Raw genomic sequence first — 20,144 nt, 5'->3', positions numbered from 1 at the left:
TTCAATTCATGGTCTTCATTCAAATACCATCCACACTCCACCTGGTTGAGAAGTAAGATCATTTTTATACAGTCGGTCTTGAGTTTCACCAGGATCCTCACTGAATCAATTAAATAGCTATGGTGCTATTGGGTAACGTGCTTAAGCTGCTGTGTAGGCTTGCCTATGTACGTCAATGTAATGGTGGACAAACTGCTTGATTTGCGGTTGAGCATCCAAGCCGATGCCTAATTCCTTGCTAATTGATAACGCTCTATCCGCTGTCAGCCCCTCATTCTGGGCCATAAATATCAACGCCATTGCCCCAGATCTCACACCGCTTTTGCAATGAATTAATATGGGTTTCTTCAACTGGCCTATCGTTACCAGCACTTGATCGGTTAACGAATCCGTGATCTGCGCTGGATTGACTGGAATATGGGCATACTGCAGTCCTACGCTTTCCACCAATTGCTGTTCATTTTCTAGAAAGCCAGGTTCATTGGGCGATCTCAAATTCAATACAGATTGATATCCCGCTTGGGCTGCCTGTTTCAGTTGGTTTGGACTTAACTGTGTCGTGGCGACACTCAAAGACTCATTCAGTTGGATCATTTCTTTGGCAAGCTCCGTTTTAGCAACATCAGTGGGTTGAGAGGGGTTGGGATTTTTCACCCACCAAGGTGTTTCCCCCGTTCGTGGATCAATGTCGTTCCAGGGCGCAATCCAGATTGCATCTCCGTCTACCCAAACCCGAGATAACTTCAGTGGACGGTTCGCTGGCCCCCGTTGCACCGAACCATCAGGGGCAAATCGAGACCCATGACAGGGACATTGGAACTGTTGATCCACCTCATTCCAGGGAAATGTACAGCCGAGGTGGGTGCAGTTGTCCACTACTCCCATCTCAGATAGCGTGCCATCATCTTGAACCGTTAAATAGGTGGGCTCTCCCGCAAGGCCCGCAATCAGGGCACGGGTCCCCGGTGGATTTGCTAAAACTTGTTGGGCGGGGATGGGTTTACCGTGAATGTCCTTGGCGAGAACGGCACCACTGTCGTTCTCTTCAGAAGGGGGAATGAAAAATTTAGCCCCAGGGTATAAGACCGATCCGGCTGTGATGGCGACCACGGAGCCCGTCAGAAAATTGAGCAGTTGCCGTCGCGACATTGATGGACTTTCTATCAAAAGTTTGTCATCAATCGGATGGACGGGAGACGCCTCTTCAAGGGGAGAATCGCTCTTGGAACTTAAAGAAGATTCAAAGGGAAGACTATCATCCACCATATATTTACCTCCGTAACGGTAAGGTGATTTTTTCAGCGTGAGGTTTTGTTCAAAGCAGTCAAATGGTTAGTCCTTACCCCTTATGACTGACAGGTTTTGATACCTAGTAAGCCATAGAGAGGGCAAACGCCGACAAGGGCCGTGAGTGCTGGGATAGCGGAAAAGATCGCTAAGCCAACGCCTAGAGCTGTACCGCCATAAATCCATAAATTCCAAGCCCCAAATAGAGCAAAAGCCCTCCCAAGCTCAGGCGTAACAGACGGTCAACAATTCCAACATTCGTAGACATGGTTACTTCCTCCTAAATGTGTAGATTGAGGAATTGATAAAAAATCACATTTATGATTATATAACTAACTAGCAATTAAAGCAACAAGGTGTTTTCATGTGATGGTAAGGGATAAAGATATTGCTTTGCATCAGATAAATGTATGCTGGGAGAGCATTTGAGCGTTGTCAACGCTAGGAATGAGCTTAGTGCATGGTCTGTAAAACTATGTTCATAAACCGTCAGACTATGTCTAAGCTTTTCTATTAATTAGCGTCCCAGCTCTACTGCAATATCAAAAAGCCACCTGAAGAAAGGCTCATTCTATAACTGTACTTCAGCTAATTAATAGTATAGCTATTTAGTTATTTACATGAATCTATCTTTGGATAGAAGACAAAATAGGAAAGCGAATCTAGAACATTATCATTGCCTGCTGATAGCTCTAGCCCTTTCTATGTAAATCAGAGACAGAATGTTGTATTCAACAAGTGCAGTCACATCTAAGTTCGAGTAAGGTTGGTTCTAAGACTAGGATTGAAGACAAAGCTAAAATAATTTGACTATATCATTAGTTAGTTATATAGTATATAAAGCTCAAGATAAAATTTGCAGCTAGTTCACAAATTTGACTAAAAGCTTTTTTAAGACCCATCCTTTCGGGAGGAATAAATATGGCCCATATTGTTGTCATTGGTGCTGGGCTGGCTGGGTTGCCGACTGCTTACGAACTGAGGTATCTGTTACCCCGCCAACATAAAATTACACTCCTTTCCAACACGCCCAAATTCACCTTTCTTCCTTCCCTACCTTGGGTGGGTCTGGGTTTGACGCCACTGGAGCAGGTTCAGCTAGAGGTGGAGGAGCTGGTGACGAAACGGGGAATTGAATGGCTACCCGAAGCAGTGACCCAGCTTAATCCTCATACTCAAACCGTCCACACTAACTCTCAATCGTTGGACTATGACTATGTGGTTGTTGCTACGGGGGCTGAGTTGGCGTTAGATGCCGTACCCGGATTGGGACCCGACAATGGATTTACCCAATCGGTCTGTAATCCTCACCATGCCTTAATGGCCAATGCTGCTTGGCAAGATTTGTTGCAGAATCCAGGCCCCTTGGTCGTCGGTGCAGTCCCTGGGGCAAGCTGCTTTGGCCCCGCCTATGAGTTTGCCTTGTTAGCGGATTATATTCTTCGTCAGCAGGGATTGCGTGACCAGGTTCCCATTACCTTTGTGACGCCAGAACCCTATGCGGGGCATCTGGGGATTGGGGGGATGGCCAACTCTAGTCAACTGGTAACCCAGTTGATGGCCGAAAGGGAGGTGGAAGTCCTGGAAAACTCAGCCATCATTCGCATCACTTCCCAGGACATTTACTTAGCGAACGGTCATACATTACCCTTCCGGTATGCGATGCTGCTCCCTCAGTTTCGGGGTCCACGATTTGTCCGCGAGGCAGCAGGTTTGGGGGATACCAAGGGGTTCATTCCCATATTGCCTACCTATCGACATCCCGTTTTCCCGTCAGTCTACGGTGCAGGTGTCGTGACCCATTTGGCCCCTCCAGAGGCAACCCCCATTCCCATTGGGGTGCCAAAGACAGGGCAAATGGTCGAGGCTATGGGGATGGCTGTAGCCCACAACATTGCTTTGGAGCTAGGGGCAGTCTTTTCACCCCCTGTCGCGCCCACCTTAGAAGCGATTTGCTTTGCGGATTTTGGAGACACGGGATTACTCTTTTTGGCCGACCCTGTTTTACCTGATCCAGAGACGGGGCAGCGACGCCGTGCTATTACACTAGGCGGTCGCTGGGTCGGTTGGATGAAAACAGCTTTTGAGCGCTATTTCCTGGCCAAAATGCGTTGTGGGTCTGCTGTTCCTTGGTTTGAGCGCTTAGGTTTAAAGGCTGTGGGTCTATCTCTGTTAGAAGCAGTGCCTGAACCTCACACTGTCCCCAAGGATGTCCTGAGTCATTGAAGGCTCGCTCACTTGACCACGGGAGGCAATGGTCATGACTATTCATCCTCATGATCTGGAGCAACTGGCACAACATTTCAAAATCCTGGGTGAACCCACTCGCTTGCAGATTCTATCCACTCTCTGTAATCAAGAACGGAGTGTGCAAGACATTTGCCAACAGACGGGTTTGCATCAGGCCAATGCCTCTAAACATCTGCGGCTGATGAAAGATGCTGGAGTAGTCGCCTGCCGCAAAAAGGGAATATGGCGCTACTACCGCATTGTTGCACCGGAGGTTCTGAGCCTCTGCCATCGGGCTCAACAGGCTCTGACAACTTCAGAACCCGAAAAATCTCAGATGGAGGTTGTAGAGGAATCGCAATGAATTTTATCTCTCCTAAAGTAAAGTCTTTAGTCACCCCTTCACAACTCAAACGCTGGGGATTGCTTGCCCTACTGTTTACGATGACAAGTAGTACTGCCTGGCTATTACTAAATAGGCGTCTACCTGAGGAAACACCCGCTGCTGCCAGTACACCTGTAGTAGTGAAAACTGCGATCGCCACTCAACGACCTATAGCCGTAGATCGGACCCTCACGGGTACCGTTGAATCGACTGAAACGGTCACCCTCACCAGTCGAGTAATGGGTCAAATTCGGCAACTGCCAGTCCGAGAAGGCGATGTCGTTCAAGCTGGACAACGGATTGCTGAAATCGACGTCCGCGATATTCAAGCCCAACAGCAGCAAGCCACTGCTGCGATTCCTCAAGCTCAATCAGCGGTCAGTATTGCCCAATCAGCTTATCTGACTGCCCAAGCTCAAAAAAGTCAGGCCCAAGCCCGTGTCCAAGAGGTTCAAGCCCAATTGACTGAAGCGCAAGCCGAACTCGCAGATGCCCAACTCCATCAAAAGCGGATGACTATGCTGCGACGAGAAGGGGCGGTAAGCCAATCTCGTTTGGATGAGGCGAATACCCGCTTATCAGTAGTTAAAGCCCGCATCAGTCAAGCGAAAGCAGGTCTGACTCAATCCCGCACAACGGTAAAGCAAGCCCAATCTGCCGTGAATCAGGCCCAAGCTCAAATCCGTCAGGCTCAAGCCCAAGTTGAACAAGCCCAAGCCGAAGTCAAGCAAACTCAAGCCAACCTTGACTATGGGACAGTGATTGCCCCCTTCCCAGGTGTGATCACCCACAAATATACCGAAGTGGGGGCAATGGCGGGTCCCGGCGAATCGATTGTGAAGTTGGAACGCAGCGGACAACTCAGACTGAGTGTTGATGTTCCTGAATCGCTTGTAGGGCAGATTCAACGGGGCCAGTCGGTCTCAGTACAAATCGATGCACTCAATCGCCAGATCGCAGGTCGCATTAGCCAAATCATCCCTGCTGCCGATCCGAGATCTCGAAACTTCACCGTTAAGGTCGCTTTGAAGACGACCCAAGACTTGCTGCCAGGGATGTTTGGTCGGTTGCAGTTCAGAGCCACTACTCGTCAAAATACTACTGCTCGTCAGGGCCTTATGATTCCTAAAGACGCGCTAGTCAGGCAATTTGGGGTCACAGGGGTATTCAAAGTCGTAGATCACCAAGCCCAGTTTAATCCCATTACCACAGGGCAGTTTACAAGTAAATCTGTGGAAGTCTATTCGGGACTGGAGAAGGGAGATCGCATAATTGTCAATCCCAGTCCCAAGCTTGAGAACGGAACAGTTCTCCAAGTGAGTTGAAAGTTAAAAGTTGCAAGAGTTTTGAGTGTTGAGTTTCGCATGAAATAGCGTCAGTACAGACACAAAGATTGTGTTCAATATATCGTTACATTGCTATATAGTTATTTAACTGTATAATTGAATTAGGTTGCACTTTAGCGCCGATTTCAACCTTCGATATGGCACCTGAGACATCTGAGGTTGTAATACGGACTCAAGCTTTATAAGTCTGATACTGTCCTTGCCCAGCCTGTTAATGACTTAGCCATATTTTTCTCAATCTATAAAGGAAAGGAGGAAACTCTAATGAAATGGATTTTAATTTCGATATCAATTGCCCTTTTAGCAGGCGCGATAATCGCTGCTCCGGTCTACGCCCAGGGAATGCCAAGATCGTCACCTGGCCACCACCTCACTTCCCAAAGACCAAGAGACTTCAATCCTGATACTGTTGAAACGATTAGTGGCAAGATTGTTCGTGTTGATCAGGTTGCTAGTCAAGGTCGGCGCTCTGGAAAGGGAGTGCATTTATCCGTAGAAACGTCGGATGAAACGGTAGATGTCCATTTAGGGCCATCTTGGTATCTTGATGAGCAGCAATTTAATCTCAAGTCTGGAGATCCCGTCGAAATTACTGGCTCTAGAAAAACTGAGGCCAGCCAGCCCACAATTATTGCTGCCAAAGTGAAATCTGGGGACACCAACATTGACCTCAGAGATGAAAACGGTATGCCCGCCTGGAGAGGGATGGGACAAGGTAAAGGCATGGGCAGAAATAGAGGCAATGGCAGAAGTCCTTGGAGAGCAGCTCAGTAAGGATCTGTGCTCTCGTGGCTGTCAATTATAGGAGGATTCTGAAGGATGGGATGTCACGTTCGCAAAACGCTGTCTTGGTTCCTGTTATTGGGGGTTATGGTCTTCCTAGTATTTCTGGGAATAGGGCGTTTCACAGCCCCACCCGCTGCGGCCCTTATAGTGCAACAGGAAGAGAGTGCGAACCAAATGCTCTACCAGTCCCGACAGACCTTAAAGGATCGCAATGAGTTGAGCTGGCAGGCTATCGCGTTTAAACGCATCTATCCCAATGGGGAGGTGAGTTTCAAGCTGCGATTGGTTGGCTTTCCCGGTGCTGTCGAGGTGGAGCATCCCCATCCCTTAACCCTGAGAACATCTTTAGAGCAAACGTTTACTGCCACTGATGTGACCCAAGAAATCTCTCCAGACAGCCCACTGGCTTCTAATGTCGGCCAGTATGATTTGCAACCAATTTTGCCCCAATTGTCAGAGGTGATTCCACTGCAATTATCTTTGCCAACTACGAGTGGCTCAACGGTGGTACTGGATATTTCGCCTGATGTGATTCAAGAATGGCAAGCGGTGGCTGCTTATACCTAAAGTGTTGAACCGAATAAATGCACCAAAGAGTGCAGTCTGACTAGTGCATCACCATTGGTTCAACTTAGTTATACCTAAAGCTCGTAGTAGCTAATGGAGGTTAATTGATGAATGAACTTTTCTCACTTGAGTGGATGCAAGCCTACCTGGAACAGTGGAATGCTGAGCCCGAGTTGGCTGATACACTAGAACGCATTAATTTTAATTCCACCATCGGCTATGGTTTCACCAATACTGCTACCCCGACGGGTGTTCTCGCAGTAGAGAATGGCCGGGCGATCAAAGCGGATCCCTATACCAACCAAGCCCTGAACTGGGACTTGCGGGCTACCCCAAAGGACTGGCAAAAATGGCAAGCCAAGGGTTTAAGCCTGATGGGGCTTAGCATGGCCTACATGAGCGGCAAGCTCAAGTTTGAGGTGGGCGATTACAGCTCGATGATTAAAGATCCGCGCATGGTTGGCCCTTTCCTGAAGTCCTTTTCCGTCATGGGTCGTGTCTTGAGCCACGTCTGAAGACGATTTCCAATACTCAATAATCCATAGCCCAGTATGCATTGTAGGGCTATGGTAGCGACTAAATAATTGATCCAAGAGATTATCTACTCGACCTGGATTTGTACCTAACGGTTGAGTGCTGAGTGGAGCATAGTCAGAGCCTGAAAGGGAGATTCTGGCCTTGTTGGGCAGTCTTTTCCGCTTGGTCTAAGCCGTAACTCCAGATGAACCTTACACTGCTCATCTATTGGTAGCTAAAACCATGAATATACAGAATAACCTGTCACCCATAGCTCTCGTGGATATTCCTCCGGGATATCTGAACATCATGGGATATGTTGATGAATCTGAAGTGAATGGTCCCGGTTGTCGAGCCGTTGTCTGGGTCCAAGGGTGTCATCGGGCATGTCCGGGTTGTTTCAATCCTAATTCATGGTCGTTTGAAATCAACCAGTTAACAGCTGTGGACATCCTGGCCCAGAAGATTCTCAGCAATCCCCGCAATGAAGGCGTTACTTTTTCTGGCGGTGAGCCTTTCTGGCAAGCGTCTGCACTCACTGAATTGGCCCACAAGGTCAAGGCTGCAGGGTTAAATGTGATGTCATTTACGGGATTTACGCTGGAGCAGTTACAAGAAGAATCTGCTCCACTTGGTGCCCAAGATCTGCTGGACCAGTTGGATATTCTCATTGATGGACCATTTATAGAACTACTAAAAATTCACTCTCCCGATTCTCCAGTTGCGTCCAGCAATCAGCGCATTCATATCTTCAATCCAGCCTTCAAGGACAACATCACTTGGGCGAGTGATCAACTGGAGATCCATGTCCTTCCTGATGGGAGCCGGATCCTTACGGGTTACCACGGTCAGTTGAGTCGTTCCAGGAAGAATGAAACCCATGAAAATCTACAAAGCCAATCTGAGCCAATCCCAAGATCAGATCGATGAAGTTGGGTGGGGGGCTGGTGGTTGGTCTGCGACGCACTATTCAATCAAGTGAGGGTTCTGACTCTTGAGACAGAACTTCAATTTCTGAACCTAATGAGGAAACAAATTATGACGACTCTTCCCACCCTTCAAATTGGTCAATATACAGCTCGCTATCCCATTATTCAAGGAGGGATGGGTATCCGCATTTCTGGTGCGCATCTAGCTGCTGCCGTTGCTAATGCAGGCGGTATCGGCATTATCTCCGCCGTGGGTCTAGGGCTGAACTCCCCCTACTTCGACCCAAACCAGAAAGCGGGGCGCAACAGAAGGGAACAATTTTTTGAAGCCAATCGATTAGCCCTCATTGATGAATTAAATTCAGCCCGTGCACTTAGCCCAGAGGGCATCATTGGCATCAACATCATGGTCGCTGCCCAGGATTATGAGACACTGGTTCGCACCGCTGCAGAACATGGAACCAATTTAATTATTGCGGGCGCAGGGTTGCCTCTCGGATTGCCTGCCTTTACCCAGGATCATCCTGAAGTGGCGCTGGTTCCAATTGTGTCCACTACGCGAGCCGCTAGACTGATCTGTCAAAAGTGGCAGCGCCAACATCACCGCCTGCCTGATGCCTTCATTGTCGAAAATCCCCAGACGGCAGGGGGGCATCTGGGAGCCAAACTAGAAGATCTCAATAGCCCTCGCCTAGCAGCGAAACAGGTGATTCCTGAACTTACCAACTATCTCCAATCGGAAATCAGTGAAGAGATTCCCGTAATTGCAGCGGGTGGTGTCTGGGACCGCACGGATATTGACTGGATGCTGGCGTTGGGAGCCAGTGGCGTTCAGATGGGGACGCGATTTATTACCACGGATGAATGTGATGCCGATCTTCGGTACAAGGAGTTTCACCTCCACGCCCATCCCGAAGATGTGGTTCTAGTTCCTAGTCCCGTGGGGATGCCGGGAAGAGCGTTGCGGAATTCTTTTGCTGAACGGGCGATTGCCGATTCCCCTGATCTAGAAAAGCGATGCCTCACCAGTTGTTTGCATGTTTGCCGCTGTCGAGACACTCAAGAGACCTACTGCATTGTGAGGGCATTAGACAGAGCTGCTCGGGGCGATGTCGAAAATGGCTTAATTTTTGCTGGTTCTAATGCCGGACGTGCTCAGCAGATTATTCCCACCGCTGAGTTGATGAAAGAGCTAACTGCATCTCTCTAGCTCCGTCCTTGGCTTTTAACCTGATTGCACGAATAACAAAGGAAACCGATGAAACTCAACAAAACCAACCTCGAACAACGTTTGAATCATCTCTACGATGTCATTGTCGTCGGTGGGGGAGCAGGTGGTCTATCTGCGGGAATCTATCTGCAACGGTTCCGCCTCTCCAGTCTGATTATCGACAAGGGCAAAGCCCGCTCATTTTGGATGCAAGAGTTACACAACTACCTGGGCCTTCCCCCAGATACGCCTGGTCGGCAACTGTTACAACAGGGTAAAAAACACTATGACTCCTTGGCGGGAGATTTCCTCGATGGTTATGTAGAAGAGGTCACTGACACAGGGAACACCTTTGCGATTCGAGTTAAGGTGGGTCGCCAGAACAGCCGCAATGTTAAATTCCAGTCTAAATATCTGGTCGTCGCCAGCGGCATTATCGATCATCTACTGCCCTTGGACGACATGCAAAATGTTTATGACTATGCGGGTTACAACCTCCATGTCTGCATGGTTTGTGATGGCTATGAGATGACCGACAAACTCTGTGGCTTCTTTGCAGGTAGTGAAGCCAGTATTGAAGAAATGGTGTTCAACCTCAGTTGGTTTACGCCCAAAATCTTCATCTTTACCCATGGCCTATTTGAGGTTAGTGGCCAGATGCGCAGCCAATTAGAAGAATATGGATATCGCCTGGTAGAAACCCCTATCCAGAAATTCTTGGGTGAGGACCACCAGATGACTGGGGTAGAGCTAATCGATGGGTCAGTCGTTGAATTGGAAACGGGCTTGATTTCCATGGGATCTCGCTATCACAACACCTATCTCAACGGCATTGATCTAGAGATGAAAGGGGGCAACCTGGTCACCGACAAAATGGGCCGCACCTCCCATCCTCGGATTTTTGCGATCGGGGATTTAAAGGTTGGGCTGAATCAAGTGGTAGTCGCAGCAGGGGATGGTGCTATGGCCGCCACCCAGATTTGGCGAGAGATTCGTAAGGATACTGGACCTAGAAAATGGCAAGAGAACCTCAAGATTCTGACATAGATACCGTTCACTTGTGACGTGTCTAATCAGAAGATTTTCCCCCATTAGTCTGCCATTTGTTTATAGGTTTTAAACCGCGTCAACCTCATGCAGGAGGTACTCCACCTTGAGTTCTCTTCCAACTTCTTCCGATCCAGTTACTAATTGTGATCAGACACGGACCATCCCACTTCAGCCTGAAGGCAATCCGATTAGGGATCAAGAGGAGTTGACCGTTTCGGAATGCTATAACTGGTTGAGTTTTCACCGCGTGTGGGGAGAACTTCAGGAGCGACCATTAAAGGCGATTGCCCGCTCCCTACAATTGCTCAAAGTCGAGACAGGAACAGAGATCTATCGGGAAAGCCAAGCTCCTGTGGGTCTCTATCTACTCAAGTGGGGCACGGTAGAAATTTATCGCCTGTCCCTAGTGGGCAAAACCCATATGCTTTACCGCAATGCGGGGGAGTTATTTGGCTATGTCCCCATAATCAATCGTCAAGAGCATGCTTGCTATCAAGCGAGTGCGATCGCCCTCAGTGCCAGTGAAATCTGGTTCTTGAGCCAAGCTGACTTTGAGCAATTGTCACAGGCTTATACCGAGATCCAGGGCATTTTTAATCAATTTCTAACTCAAGATTTGGTCAACTTTGCCCAACGTATTGCTAGAGAACAAGCTCGTATTCAGGGATTGCAGCCCTATATTCATTCTGTACCTGCCACAGAAACCCTTCTGGGGTCTAGTAAGGCCAGTACTAAACTTGCACAGCAGGTAGCAGCCGCTATCGTTGATGTCAAACCCATTGTCTTTCAAGCCGCACTGGGAACGGGTAAAACTTTCCTGGCGGGTTATATTCATGCCCATTCTGGGTTGAAGGATCGCCCTTTTGCAGAACTCGATTGTGCTCAGCTTCCTCGCTCTGAGACAGGGGGTGTTTGTACGAATCTCCTCTTTGGCAAAGCAGATGTTCAGCTTGGGGTCATTGAACTTCTTGAACGGGGCACATTGCTTATTGATAATGTGCAGCTTTTGAGTGATCAGGATCGAGATCGCTTAGTTCAATACCTGAACATGGGAACCTTGGTACCCAATCTAGACCCCACTGTGGCCAGTTTGCCTTCTCCTGTAAAGTCCTGGGTGCGTCTGATCCTAGCTAGCGCCCACAAGTTAACCTTACCTGGCATTGCCTCCCACTCGATTAAATTGTTCGGTCTGCCCCAACGCAAAGGTGATATCCCCGAGTTTGCCCAATATTTCCTAACCCAATTTTGCCGGGAGCAAGGACGCGCACTTCTAAAACTGGATCAGGCAAATACCCGCCGTTTAATTAGCTACGACTATCCTGGCAACCTAGTTGAACTGGCTGGTATCCTTAAGCGCGCGGTCTCTATGACCCCTGAGGAACAAACCGTGATTTCGGAACAGACCTTGTGGTCCGTGCAGTCGCCCAATAATGCCTTTCGGATCGATTTACTCAACCAGCTTCCCTGGCTACGACAGTTTCTACTCAGCCCCTGGTGGCCTCAGAGGATTTGGTATGGGGTTATGGCGTTGTTCATTCCCGTGACCCTCATGGGTTATATCGGTCCTCAGACACGAGACGCGAGCATGACCCTGAACTTTTTCTGGGCTTGGTGGTGGCCTGTTTACCTATTCTTATTTGCCTTTGTCGGTCGCCTCTGGTGTGCAGTTTGTCCCTTCATGATTACGGGGGAATGGCTTCGCCAACTCTCTCTGTGGATTTGGCCTCGTCAATTGTTGCCCTGGCCCACTAAATGGATGAATCGCTGGGGAGCTTGGATCTTGTTTACGGGGTTTGTGGCTATTTACCTGTGGGAAGAACTTTGGGACTTACCTCATACCGCCTATCTATCGGCATGGCTGCTGGTGATTATTGCTACTGGGGCCGTCATTGGCAGTGTGATTTACGAACGTCGTCTCTGGTGCCGATATCTTTGCCCCATTGGCGGTATGAACGGCATGTTTGCCAAGCTTTCAATGCTGGAGGTGCGATCAACGCAGCAAGTCTGTGGTAGCCAGTGCAACACCTTTGGTTGTTACAAAGGAAGCACCGCTACCCCGGTCGAATTTGCCAATGCACTCCCCACAGAAGGACAGGCAACGGATGGGTGTCCCCTCTATTCCCATCCCGCTCAATTGCAAGATAACCGCGACTGTGTGCTGTGTATGACTTGCCTGAAAGCCTGCCCCAATCGTTCCGTACAGCTCAACTTGAGATTTCCAGCCGCAGACTTACTGGAAAATCACCAAGGGAACTGGCCGGAAGTGGCCCTCCTGCTGTTGCTGTTTGGTGGCGTGTTCATGCATCACGACCACCAGATTTTGGGTTGGTTTGGTTGGAAAGACCTCCCCGTCAATTCTGAGCACCTACCCATAGGTATTTTAGTGACGGCCCTGCTCCTAAGCATTCCAGCAATCTTGACGGTATTGACGCATGCGATCGCCCGCTGGTTTGACCGGGAGTTGCCGGACTACCGAACGGTTATCTATGCCTATCTTCCCTTCACCCTAACGGCCAACCTGGCCCATTACATCCCTGCAGCGGTCACAGAAGCAGGGCAAATTCTACCTGTCATTGCTAGAACCTTTGGCTACAGTGGTCAGGGTTTGCCTACGCTTACCTGGAGCCCGGATGTGGCGGCATTTTTACAGGGGCTTACCTTACTGTCAGCTTTGCTTTTCAGTGTCTATCCCCTCTTGCGGATCACTCAACGCCCCTGGATGAGCGCGCTACCCCACCTGATGCTGATGTCTGGGCTGACTTATGTATGCTTCCTCCTCTTAACTTAGGAACAGTCTTCTTATGCTGATTTATTCCGACATCACCCAAGTGATTGGCCGTACCCCACTGGTTAGGCTCCAACGTCTCCCTCAGGAGATGGGGTGTGCAGCTGATATTGTCTTAAAATTAGAAGGGTTGAACCCAGCCGCTTCGGTGAAAGATCGGATTGCCATCAGTATGCTGACTGAAGCTGAACGGGCAGGGCTGATTCAGCCTGGACTCTCTACTATTGTGGAAGCCACATCGGGTAACACGGGGATTGGCCTAGCAATGGTCTGTGCAGCGAAAGGCTATCGTTTGATCCTGACCATGCCAGATAATATGAGTCCTGAACGCCAAAAAATGGTGAATGCTTACGGAGCAGAAATCATCCTCACCCCTGCTGCTGCCGATATGATGGGGGCTATCTCTCGGGCGAATGAACTTCTGGCTGCCCTTCCCAACGCCTTTTCTCCCCAGCAATTTAGCAATCCTGCAAATCCCAAAATCCACTTTGAAACAACGGGGCCTGAAATCTGGGAAGACACAGATGGTCAGATTGATGTTCTGGTCGTGGGGGTAGGGACGGGCGGCACCTTGACAGGGGCAGGTCGCTATCTCAAACAACAAAATCCCCAATTACGGATTGTGGCAGTGGAGCCGGAAAACAGTGCTGTCCTCAGTGGTCATGCACCCAGTTCCCATAATTTACAGGGGATTGGTGCAGGATTTATTCCTGATGTCCTGCGGGTTGATCTGATTGATCAAATCATCACCGTGAGTGATCAACAAGCCTACTATTGGGGGCGAAGATTAGCTCAAGTGGAGGGGATTATCAGTGGAATCTCGACTGGAGCTGCCCTTTATGCCGCTTTGCACCTGGGTCAGCAGATGGCCGTTGAAGGTCAGCGGATTGTAGTGATTCAGCCTAGTGGAGGTGAGCGTTACCTGAGTACCCCGATGTGGCAAGAGTCCAATAATAGCTTGAAACAAGCTAGAGAGAATATTGCTTCTTAAATTCTATATGGTTATATAATTGTATTAGTAGCCTTCTGTTTATTCCCACTATCCATGTCTAAAACGCTTGCCAAACAAGTTTCACATGAAGTTCTCGTAGCAGTGGCTGAGTACTTCAAAGTCTTATCGGAAGTCAGTCGCTTGCAGATTCTCAGCAATCTCAGGACTGGTCCCATGACGGTTAATGATCTGGTAGAGGCGACAGGGTTGAGACAAGCCAATCTTTCTAAACACTTAAATGTATTAACTCAAGCGGGCCTCCTCTCGCGCACTCCTTGTGGGGTCAGTGCTTATTACGAGATTGTCAATCCGTTGGTCTTTGAACTCTGTGAATCGGTCTGTGATTCCATTAGCGATCGCTTACTGCAGCAGGCTCAAAAATTTAACCAATTTAAATCCTTCAGTCAGCCTACTTAAAGTTGCTCAGCTCGAAATTAGTCTCTACACTGCTGTGAGTTAGCCTCAAACTGCCGTATTTATCCTTACCTTATGGCTTCTCAAGATTGGCAGGTCTACGATCGCATCTTGGAATTGCGAACGCAATGGCTGACCCTGATCGGTGAACATTGGCAAACTGAACAGGGACAACGGCTCGAATATTGGCGGGTCGAAAAAGCAGATTCGGTCATTGTGTTGCCTTTGCTAGATCAGCAGCTCATTTTGGCACGACCCACTTACCGTCCGGGTGTGCAAACTCAGACCCTAGATTTTCCTGGAGGTCGGGTGGCCGAGGATCAATCGCCAAGTAATGCAGCTATCGCCATCCTAAAGCGAGAGTTGGGTGTTGAGACTTCAGCCATAATATCTCTCAGCCCCATCAACCATAAGGGATGGGCAATCAACAGCTCCTTTTCTAATCAATACCTGCACGGGTTTGTCGCTGAACTGCATCCCCGAACTCAGCTTGATCGCACGTATGTGGGTGCTACCTATAACGCTTCCCTCTCAGGTATTCAGTCTTTGTTGAATGTCCTCCAATGCCTCCAATGTCGGGCTGTTCTCTTAGAGTGGCACTCGCAGCAAAAATCCTAATAAACGCCTCTTGAATTGGGGGTAGACAGTTCAGTTGCATATATATTACTATATAACTATATTACGTTTTAGCTTTACTTGCCTAGCCTGAAATCAAGTAACCCTAGCTCGGCGTTATTGTGGCTTTTCCCCCATAAAAACCAGAACATGCCTAAAGGAGTAAGCACGATGCTATTTCGTCAATTGTTTGACCCTGAAACAAGTACCTACACCTATCTGATTGCAAATGCCAATCTGGAGGCTATTCTGGTCGATCCAGTCCAAGAGCAGGTGGAACGTGATTTGAACCTGCTGCAGGAATTAGGGTTAACCTTGCGCTACTGCCTTGAAACTCATATTCATGCGGACCACGTTACGGGTACGGGGCAATTGCGGGGGCAAACGGGGTGCCAAGGGATAGTACCCGAACGAGCCGCCGCCGATTGTGCGGATCGGTTGATCCGGGATGGAGAAGTTTTAGATTTGGGTGAGGTGAATGTTCGTGCGATCGCAACCCCAGGCCATACCGACAGTCACATGGCCTATCTGATCAATCAGGATCGGATCTTAACAGGGGATTCCCTTCTGATTCGAGGCTGTGGTCGCACTGATTTCCAGAGCGGTGATGCAGGTACCCTCTATGACCATGTGGTGCAGCGGTTATTTATCCTACCCGATACAACCCTGGTTTACCCAGGTCATGACTATAAAGGTCAAACCGTATCAACGATTGGAGAAGAGAAACGCTTTAATCCCCGCTTCGTGGGGAAAGATCGTGCTGCTTTTATTCAGTTGATGGGAACCCTCAATCTTCCTGATCCGAAAAAAATTGCTGAAGCCGTCCCCGCTAATCAACAGTTTGGCCAGGTTGCCACAGTCAGCTAATGACTTGGATCTTTGGGCATATTCTCGCAGTTGGCATTGGCCTCAGTCTGGGGCTGATCGGGGGCGGTGGTTCCATTTTGGCCGTTCCTATTTTGATTTATGTCTTAGACATTGCCCCCAAAGTTGCCATTGCCATGAGTTTGGTGATTGTAGGAGCCGTGAGTCTGATCGGCGTTATCCCCCATTGGCGACAGGGATATGTGAATGTCAAAACCGCTGCTATCTTTGCACCTGTTGCGATGGTGGGAGCCTTTCTCGGAGCCCGGTTAGCCTCTCTACCTTGGATTGCAGAAACGATTCAACTGATTTGCTTTGGGATGGTCATGGTCCTCGCGAGCATACTGATGATTCGTGATTCAGGCATCAAGTCTCTACCTGTTAAGGCTTCATCTCAAACAGTAGTGCGTCCAATCGTTCGACCTCACTCTAAACATCACTGGCTGACTATTCTTCTAGAAGGGTTAGGGGTTGGCGTACTGACGGGTTTTGTGGGAGTGGGGGGAGGCTTTGCCATTATTCCTGCTTTGGTGTTGTTCGGAGACTTGCCGATCAAAGAAGCTATTGGCACCTCATTGCTAATCATTGCTTTTAAATCTGCAACGGGATTTCTAGGGTATCTGCACCAAGTGGAGCTGGATTGGATACTGATTGTTACCTTCACCTTGGCAGCGAGTCTGGGCACGCTAATTGGTGCAAGTTTGACGCGAATATTCGAGGCCAAACAACTGCAAAAAGGGTTTGGTTACTTTGTGCTGGTCGTTGCGGTATTTGTCCTGGCGAAGCAATAGTTCTGCAAGTGAGGAAACCCTGATGTCAAGTTCACCTTCTCCCCAAACCGGCATTGTTGGTCGAATCACCGCCTATTTCATTAATTCCCAGGTGACAATTTTGCTGATTGCTGCCTTGGTTTTGTTTGGGTTGGGGGCAGCCGTCTTCACCCCGCAAGAAGAGAACCCCCAAATTGTGGTTCCAGCGGCCGAGGTCATCCTGCCTTATCCCGGTGCCCCAGCAGAGGTGGTCGAGAATATCGTTACCAACCCCATCGAGGCTAAGTTGCGAGAACTTACAGGGGTGGAGCATCTGTATTCCGTCTCCCAAAATTCAGGAGCCAAAATTACCGTGCAGTATTTTGTAGGAGAAGACTGGGAGGATTCTCTCTTCAAACTGCAAAATCATCTCTACAATCACCAAGATTTACTGCCCCCAGGGGCATCCTATCTCGTCAAACCTGTGATTATTGATGATGTTCCGATTGTGACCCTGACCCTGACGGGACAAGGCTATACCGATAACCAGCTTCGTCGAGTGGGAGAGCGGCTCCTCAATGATTTACGCAGTATTCCAGACACCGCCAATTTGACGTTGGTGGGTGGGAAACCCCGTGCCATTCGGGTGGACTTGGACCCCGATAAATTGGCTAGTTATCGCCTCTCCCCTGCTCAGATTAGCCAGCAACTCCAGGTGGAGAATGTCCAACTGCCCACGGGGGATGTATCTGTTGGAGAAACCCGCCTATTTTTAGAGGGGGGCAATCTGTTTCAGTCTGCTGCAGATGTGGGGGAGATTATGGTGGGCTTTGGTACTGCCACAGCGCAGGGCCATCCCCGTCCTATCTACCTAAAGGATGTGGCGATGGTGGTGGATGATTTTGGTGATCGCACCACGGTATCGCGAATTCATTATCGACCAGACTGGGATATTGCCAATCCCTATCCAGACCCCAGCAGTCAGACTCAAGGGGAATTTGTCACCCAGCCAGCCATGACGATTGGGATCGCTAAGAAAAAAGGCACGAATGCGGTCACCGTCGCCCAACAGATTTTTGACCGGGTGGATACCCTCCAATCCCAACTGCCTCCGGGGGTGCAAATTGCCGTCACTCGTAACGATGGTCAAACCGCTGCCAGAGCTGTCGGGGATCTCTACCAAAGTTTGCTGATTGCGATTGCCACTGTGGTGGGACTTCTGGTGATGTTTTTGGGATGGCGAGAAGCAGCCATTGTTGCCTTTGTGATTCCCCTGACCTTAGCGGGGACGCTGGCGGTGGGCTGGATAGCGGGACAAACCATTAATCGCATTACTCTATTTGCCCTGATCTTGGCCTTGGGGACGTTAGTGGATGATGCGATCGCAGTTACCGAGAATATTCATCGCCACTTTGAATCTGTGCCGCCATCTGACCGACGACAGAAAACCGCCGCCGCCATCAGTGCGGTTAATGAACTGGGCACTCCGATCCTTTTATCAACGATCACCGTTATCTTGGCGTTTTTGCCCATGCGGTTTGTGACAGGGATGATGGGACCGTATATGGGACCGATTCCCTTCAATGTGCCCGTGGCGATGCTGATTAGTACAACCTTGGCCGTAACGGTAACGCCTTTTCTGGCGCTGCGTTTGATCAAGCTGCAGCCTCATTCAGAAGCGCTGCCCAGTATTCAACAGACCCGTATATATCGGGGCTATCGGTGGGTAATGGCTCCCCTCCTCGACTCCGCCTCACGACGGCGATTTGTCCTACTGGGGGTAACGGGATTGCTCTTAGCAACAATGATTTTGCCCCTCACTCAGACCGTGCGGTTTCGGATGCTGCCGAAAGCGGATAAGGATACCTTTCTGGTGCAAGCGGATGCTCCCTTGGGCACGGAGTTGGCAACTACCAATCGCATCGTCGAGGATTTGGAGGCCGTCCTCCAACAAGAGGCCGATATTACACACTTTGAAACCTATGTCGGTATGGGGTCACCCATTGACTTCAACGGCATGTTGCGAGGGGCTGCGGATCGGCAGGCGGAGCATTTTGCAGACATTCGGGTCCATCTCACGAATAAAGATGCTCGGTTTCGGCAATCGGAAGCTATTGTCTTTGCCCTGCGTCCGCAGTTGGAGCAGGTGGCAATGCGCCATAATGCCCTCGTCAAACTCGTCGAAGATCCCCCTGGTCCTCCGGTTCGCTCGACGATGTTGGCTGAAGTGTATGGTCCTGACTATGGGCAACTGCGGGAATTGGCCAAGCAAGTGCGACAGGTCTTTACCCAAACCGATGCCGTGGTGGATATTGATGATTCAGTAAAAAATCAAATGCCCCAGATGCGACTGGTGGTGGATCGAGAGAAAGCCCAGCGAGCGGGCTTGGCGACCCAAGAGATTGCCCAAACGCTGCGGGTTGCGATCTCAGGTGCCCAAGTGTCTACCCTCAAGGTTGCCGATGAACTCAGTCCTGTCGGCATCCAAGTGCGGTTTGCGGATACTAATCGCCAGAGTATTGATGACCTGCGTCGGATTCAACTGCCCACGACTAATGGCTCTTTAGTGCCGTTGTCGGAACTGGTGGAGTTTCAAACTACTACCGTCGATCAACCCATTTTTCATAAGGATCAGCGGCCCGTGACCTATGTAATGGGCGAAATGGGCGATCGCTCTTCCGTCTATGCCGTTCTTGACCAGCTAGTCTATTTTTGGCAGCATCCTTTACCTCAGGGCTATTCGATCCAGTGGGATGGTGAATGGAAGCTGACCCTGGATGTGTTTCGAGATTTAGGCTTAGCCATGCTGGTGGCGGTCCTGCTGATTTACCTCATTCTCGTCGGTCAGTTTCGCAGTTTTAAGGTGCCGTTAATTATGCTAGGTAGTATTCCTCTAGCCTTGATCGGCATCTTGATTGGGTTTTCACTAAATGGGGTCTACTTCAGTGCCACAGCTATGATTGGGGTGATTGCCTTAGCGGGAATTGTGGTTCGCAATGCCATTGTGTTGCTAGAGTTCGTAGGCGACAAATTACGCGAAGGAGCTGACTTAAAGCTGGCTATTCTCGAAGCAGGGGCGACTCGTTTTCGCCCCATTCTCCTCACTAGCGTCACCACGATGTTGGGTACCCTCTCCATCCTCAGTGACCCAGTTTGGTCGGGGCTAGCCTGGACACTCCTTAGTGGAATGCTAGCGTCATCCCTGCTAACCTTAGTTGTGATTCCACTCATGTACTACGGTGAATGTCGGAATCCTGATAAGTCTCACCGACCCCTAGCACCAGGAGTCAAGCTGCTTAGCGAGCAAACACTGCCGTAGCTGCTCTCTAGAGGGGAATCGTTCGGCATGGTTCAAACAAGGGTAACACTTTTAAATTGACGGAATGAATTGAAACTATAATCAGACATAGGCTTTGGGAAT

General features: G+C 49.4%; 19 protein-coding genes and 1 pseudogene. 16 read left to right on the top strand and 4 right to left on the bottom strand.

Annotated features, from left to right (window positions below; translation table 11 throughout):
* Nucleotides 1–141: 141 nt before the first annotated feature.
* From ON05_RS35460 to ON05_RS38245, 4 genes and pseudogenes are all read right to left on the bottom strand, one after another.
* Nucleotides 142–594: a beta-lactamase hydrolase domain-containing protein gene (locus tag ON05_RS35460; RefSeq protein WP_236619154.1), complete on the bottom strand. Its 453-nt coding sequence runs from the start codon at nt 592–594 to the stop codon at nt 142–144.
* Nucleotides 595–651: 57 nt separating this feature from the next.
* Nucleotides 652–1,149, bottom strand: a pseudogene (gene petC / locus ON05_RS35455) (cytochrome b6-f complex iron-sulfur subunit); the annotation flags it as partial.
* A gap of 197 nt (nt 1,150–1,346) precedes the next feature.
* The gene (locus ON05_RS38250) at nt 1,347–1,469 is read right to left on the bottom strand and encodes a DUF2892 domain-containing protein (RefSeq protein WP_236619155.1); all 123 of its coding nucleotides are present in this window, start codon (nt 1,467–1,469) and stop codon (nt 1,347–1,349) included.
* Nucleotides 1,448–1,555 carry a YgaP-like transmembrane domain gene (locus ON05_RS38245; protein ID WP_236619152.1) on the bottom strand — a complete coding sequence of 36 codons (108 nt, stop codon included), beginning with the start codon at nt 1,553–1,555 and terminating at the stop codon, nt 1,448–1,450. The genes ON05_RS38250 and ON05_RS38245 overlap by 22 nt, the downstream gene beginning before the upstream one ends.
* A gap of 653 nt (nt 1,556–2,208) precedes the next feature.
* Here ON05_RS38245 and ON05_RS35445 point away from each other — a divergent pair.
* The 16 genes from ON05_RS35445 (at nt 2,209) to ON05_RS35370 (ending at nt 20,042) form a co-directional block, all read left to right on the top strand.
* Complete coding sequence (locus ON05_RS35445) at nt 2,209–3,513, top strand: NAD(P)/FAD-dependent oxidoreductase (RefSeq protein WP_010480379.1); 1,305 nt, start codon at nt 2,209–2,211, stop codon at nt 3,511–3,513.
* Nucleotides 3,514–3,547: 34 nt separating this feature from the next.
* Entirely contained in the window at nt 3,548–3,880 is a 333-nt protein-coding gene (locus ON05_RS35440; RefSeq protein WP_010480380.1) for a metalloregulator ArsR/SmtB family transcription factor, read from the top strand.
* Entirely contained in the window at nt 3,877–5,226 is a 1,350-nt protein-coding gene (locus ON05_RS35435; protein WP_010480381.1) for an efflux RND transporter periplasmic adaptor subunit, read from the top strand. The genes ON05_RS35440 and ON05_RS35435 overlap by 4 nt, the downstream gene beginning before the upstream one ends.
* Before the next feature lie 285 nt (nt 5,227–5,511).
* Nucleotides 5,512–6,021, top strand: a complete 510-nt coding sequence (locus tag ON05_RS35430; RefSeq protein ID WP_010480382.1) for a hypothetical protein — start codon at nt 5,512–5,514, stop codon at nt 6,019–6,021.
* 45 nt (nt 6,022–6,066) lie between these two features.
* Complete coding sequence (locus tag ON05_RS35425) at nt 6,067–6,600, top strand: DUF3122 domain-containing protein (protein WP_010480383.1); 534 nt, start codon at nt 6,067–6,069, stop codon at nt 6,598–6,600.
* A gap of 107 nt (nt 6,601–6,707) precedes the next feature.
* Entirely contained in the window at nt 6,708–7,115 is a 408-nt protein-coding gene (locus ON05_RS35420; RefSeq protein WP_010480384.1) for a hypothetical protein, read from the top strand.
* A 244-nt stretch (nt 7,116–7,359) separates the two neighbouring features.
* Nucleotides 7,360–8,046 carry a 4Fe-4S single cluster domain-containing protein gene (locus ON05_RS35415; RefSeq protein WP_010480385.1) on the top strand — a complete coding sequence of 229 codons (687 nt, stop codon included), beginning with the start codon at nt 7,360–7,362 and terminating at the stop codon, nt 8,044–8,046.
* A gap of 108 nt (nt 8,047–8,154) precedes the next feature.
* Entirely contained in the window at nt 8,155–9,255 is a 1,101-nt protein-coding gene (locus ON05_RS35410; protein WP_010480386.1) for a nitronate monooxygenase family protein, read from the top strand.
* A gap of 48 nt (nt 9,256–9,303) precedes the next feature.
* Nucleotides 9,304–10,302 carry an NAD(P)/FAD-dependent oxidoreductase gene (locus tag ON05_RS35405; protein ID WP_010480387.1) on the top strand — a complete coding sequence of 333 codons (999 nt, stop codon included), beginning with the start codon at nt 9,304–9,306 and terminating at the stop codon, nt 10,300–10,302.
* 106 nt (nt 10,303–10,408) lie between these two features.
* Complete coding sequence (locus ON05_RS35400; RefSeq protein WP_010480388.1) at nt 10,409–13,093, top strand: cyclic nucleotide-binding domain-containing protein; 2,685 nt, start codon at nt 10,409–10,411, stop codon at nt 13,091–13,093.
* A gap of 13 nt (nt 13,094–13,106) precedes the next feature.
* A complete protein-coding gene (gene cysK / locus ON05_RS35395; RefSeq protein ID WP_010480390.1) occupies nt 13,107–14,081 on the top strand; it encodes a cysteine synthase A in 975 nt (324 codons plus the stop codon).
* 54 nt (nt 14,082–14,135) lie between these two features.
* Entirely contained in the window at nt 14,136–14,498 is a 363-nt protein-coding gene (locus ON05_RS35390) for a helix-turn-helix transcriptional regulator (protein ID WP_010480392.1), read from the top strand.
* A gap of 72 nt (nt 14,499–14,570) precedes the next feature.
* On the top strand, nt 14,571–15,113 hold the full coding sequence (locus ON05_RS35385; protein ID WP_010480393.1) for an NUDIX domain-containing protein: 543 nt from the start codon (nt 14,571–14,573) through the stop codon (nt 15,111–15,113).
* A gap of 168 nt (nt 15,114–15,281) precedes the next feature.
* A complete protein-coding gene (locus ON05_RS35380; protein ID WP_010480394.1) occupies nt 15,282–15,977 on the top strand; it encodes an MBL fold metallo-hydrolase in 696 nt (231 codons plus the stop codon).
* Nucleotides 15,977–16,765, top strand: a complete 789-nt coding sequence (locus ON05_RS35375) for a sulfite exporter TauE/SafE family protein (RefSeq protein ID WP_010480395.1) — start codon at nt 15,977–15,979, stop codon at nt 16,763–16,765. The genes ON05_RS35380 and ON05_RS35375 overlap by 1 nt, the downstream gene beginning before the upstream one ends.
* Before the next feature lie 22 nt (nt 16,766–16,787).
* On the top strand, nt 16,788–20,042 hold the full coding sequence (locus ON05_RS35370; protein ID WP_262562709.1) for an efflux RND transporter permease subunit: 3,255 nt from the start codon (nt 16,788–16,790) through the stop codon (nt 20,040–20,042).
* The last annotated feature ends 102 nt before the right edge of the window (nt 20,043–20,144 follow it).

This window comes from Acaryochloris sp. CCMEE 5410 (assembly GCF_000238775.2).
Lineage (GTDB): Bacteria > Cyanobacteriota > Cyanobacteriia > Thermosynechococcales > Thermosynechococcaceae > Acaryochloris.
This window is presented reverse-complemented; position numbering and strand designations above follow the sequence as displayed.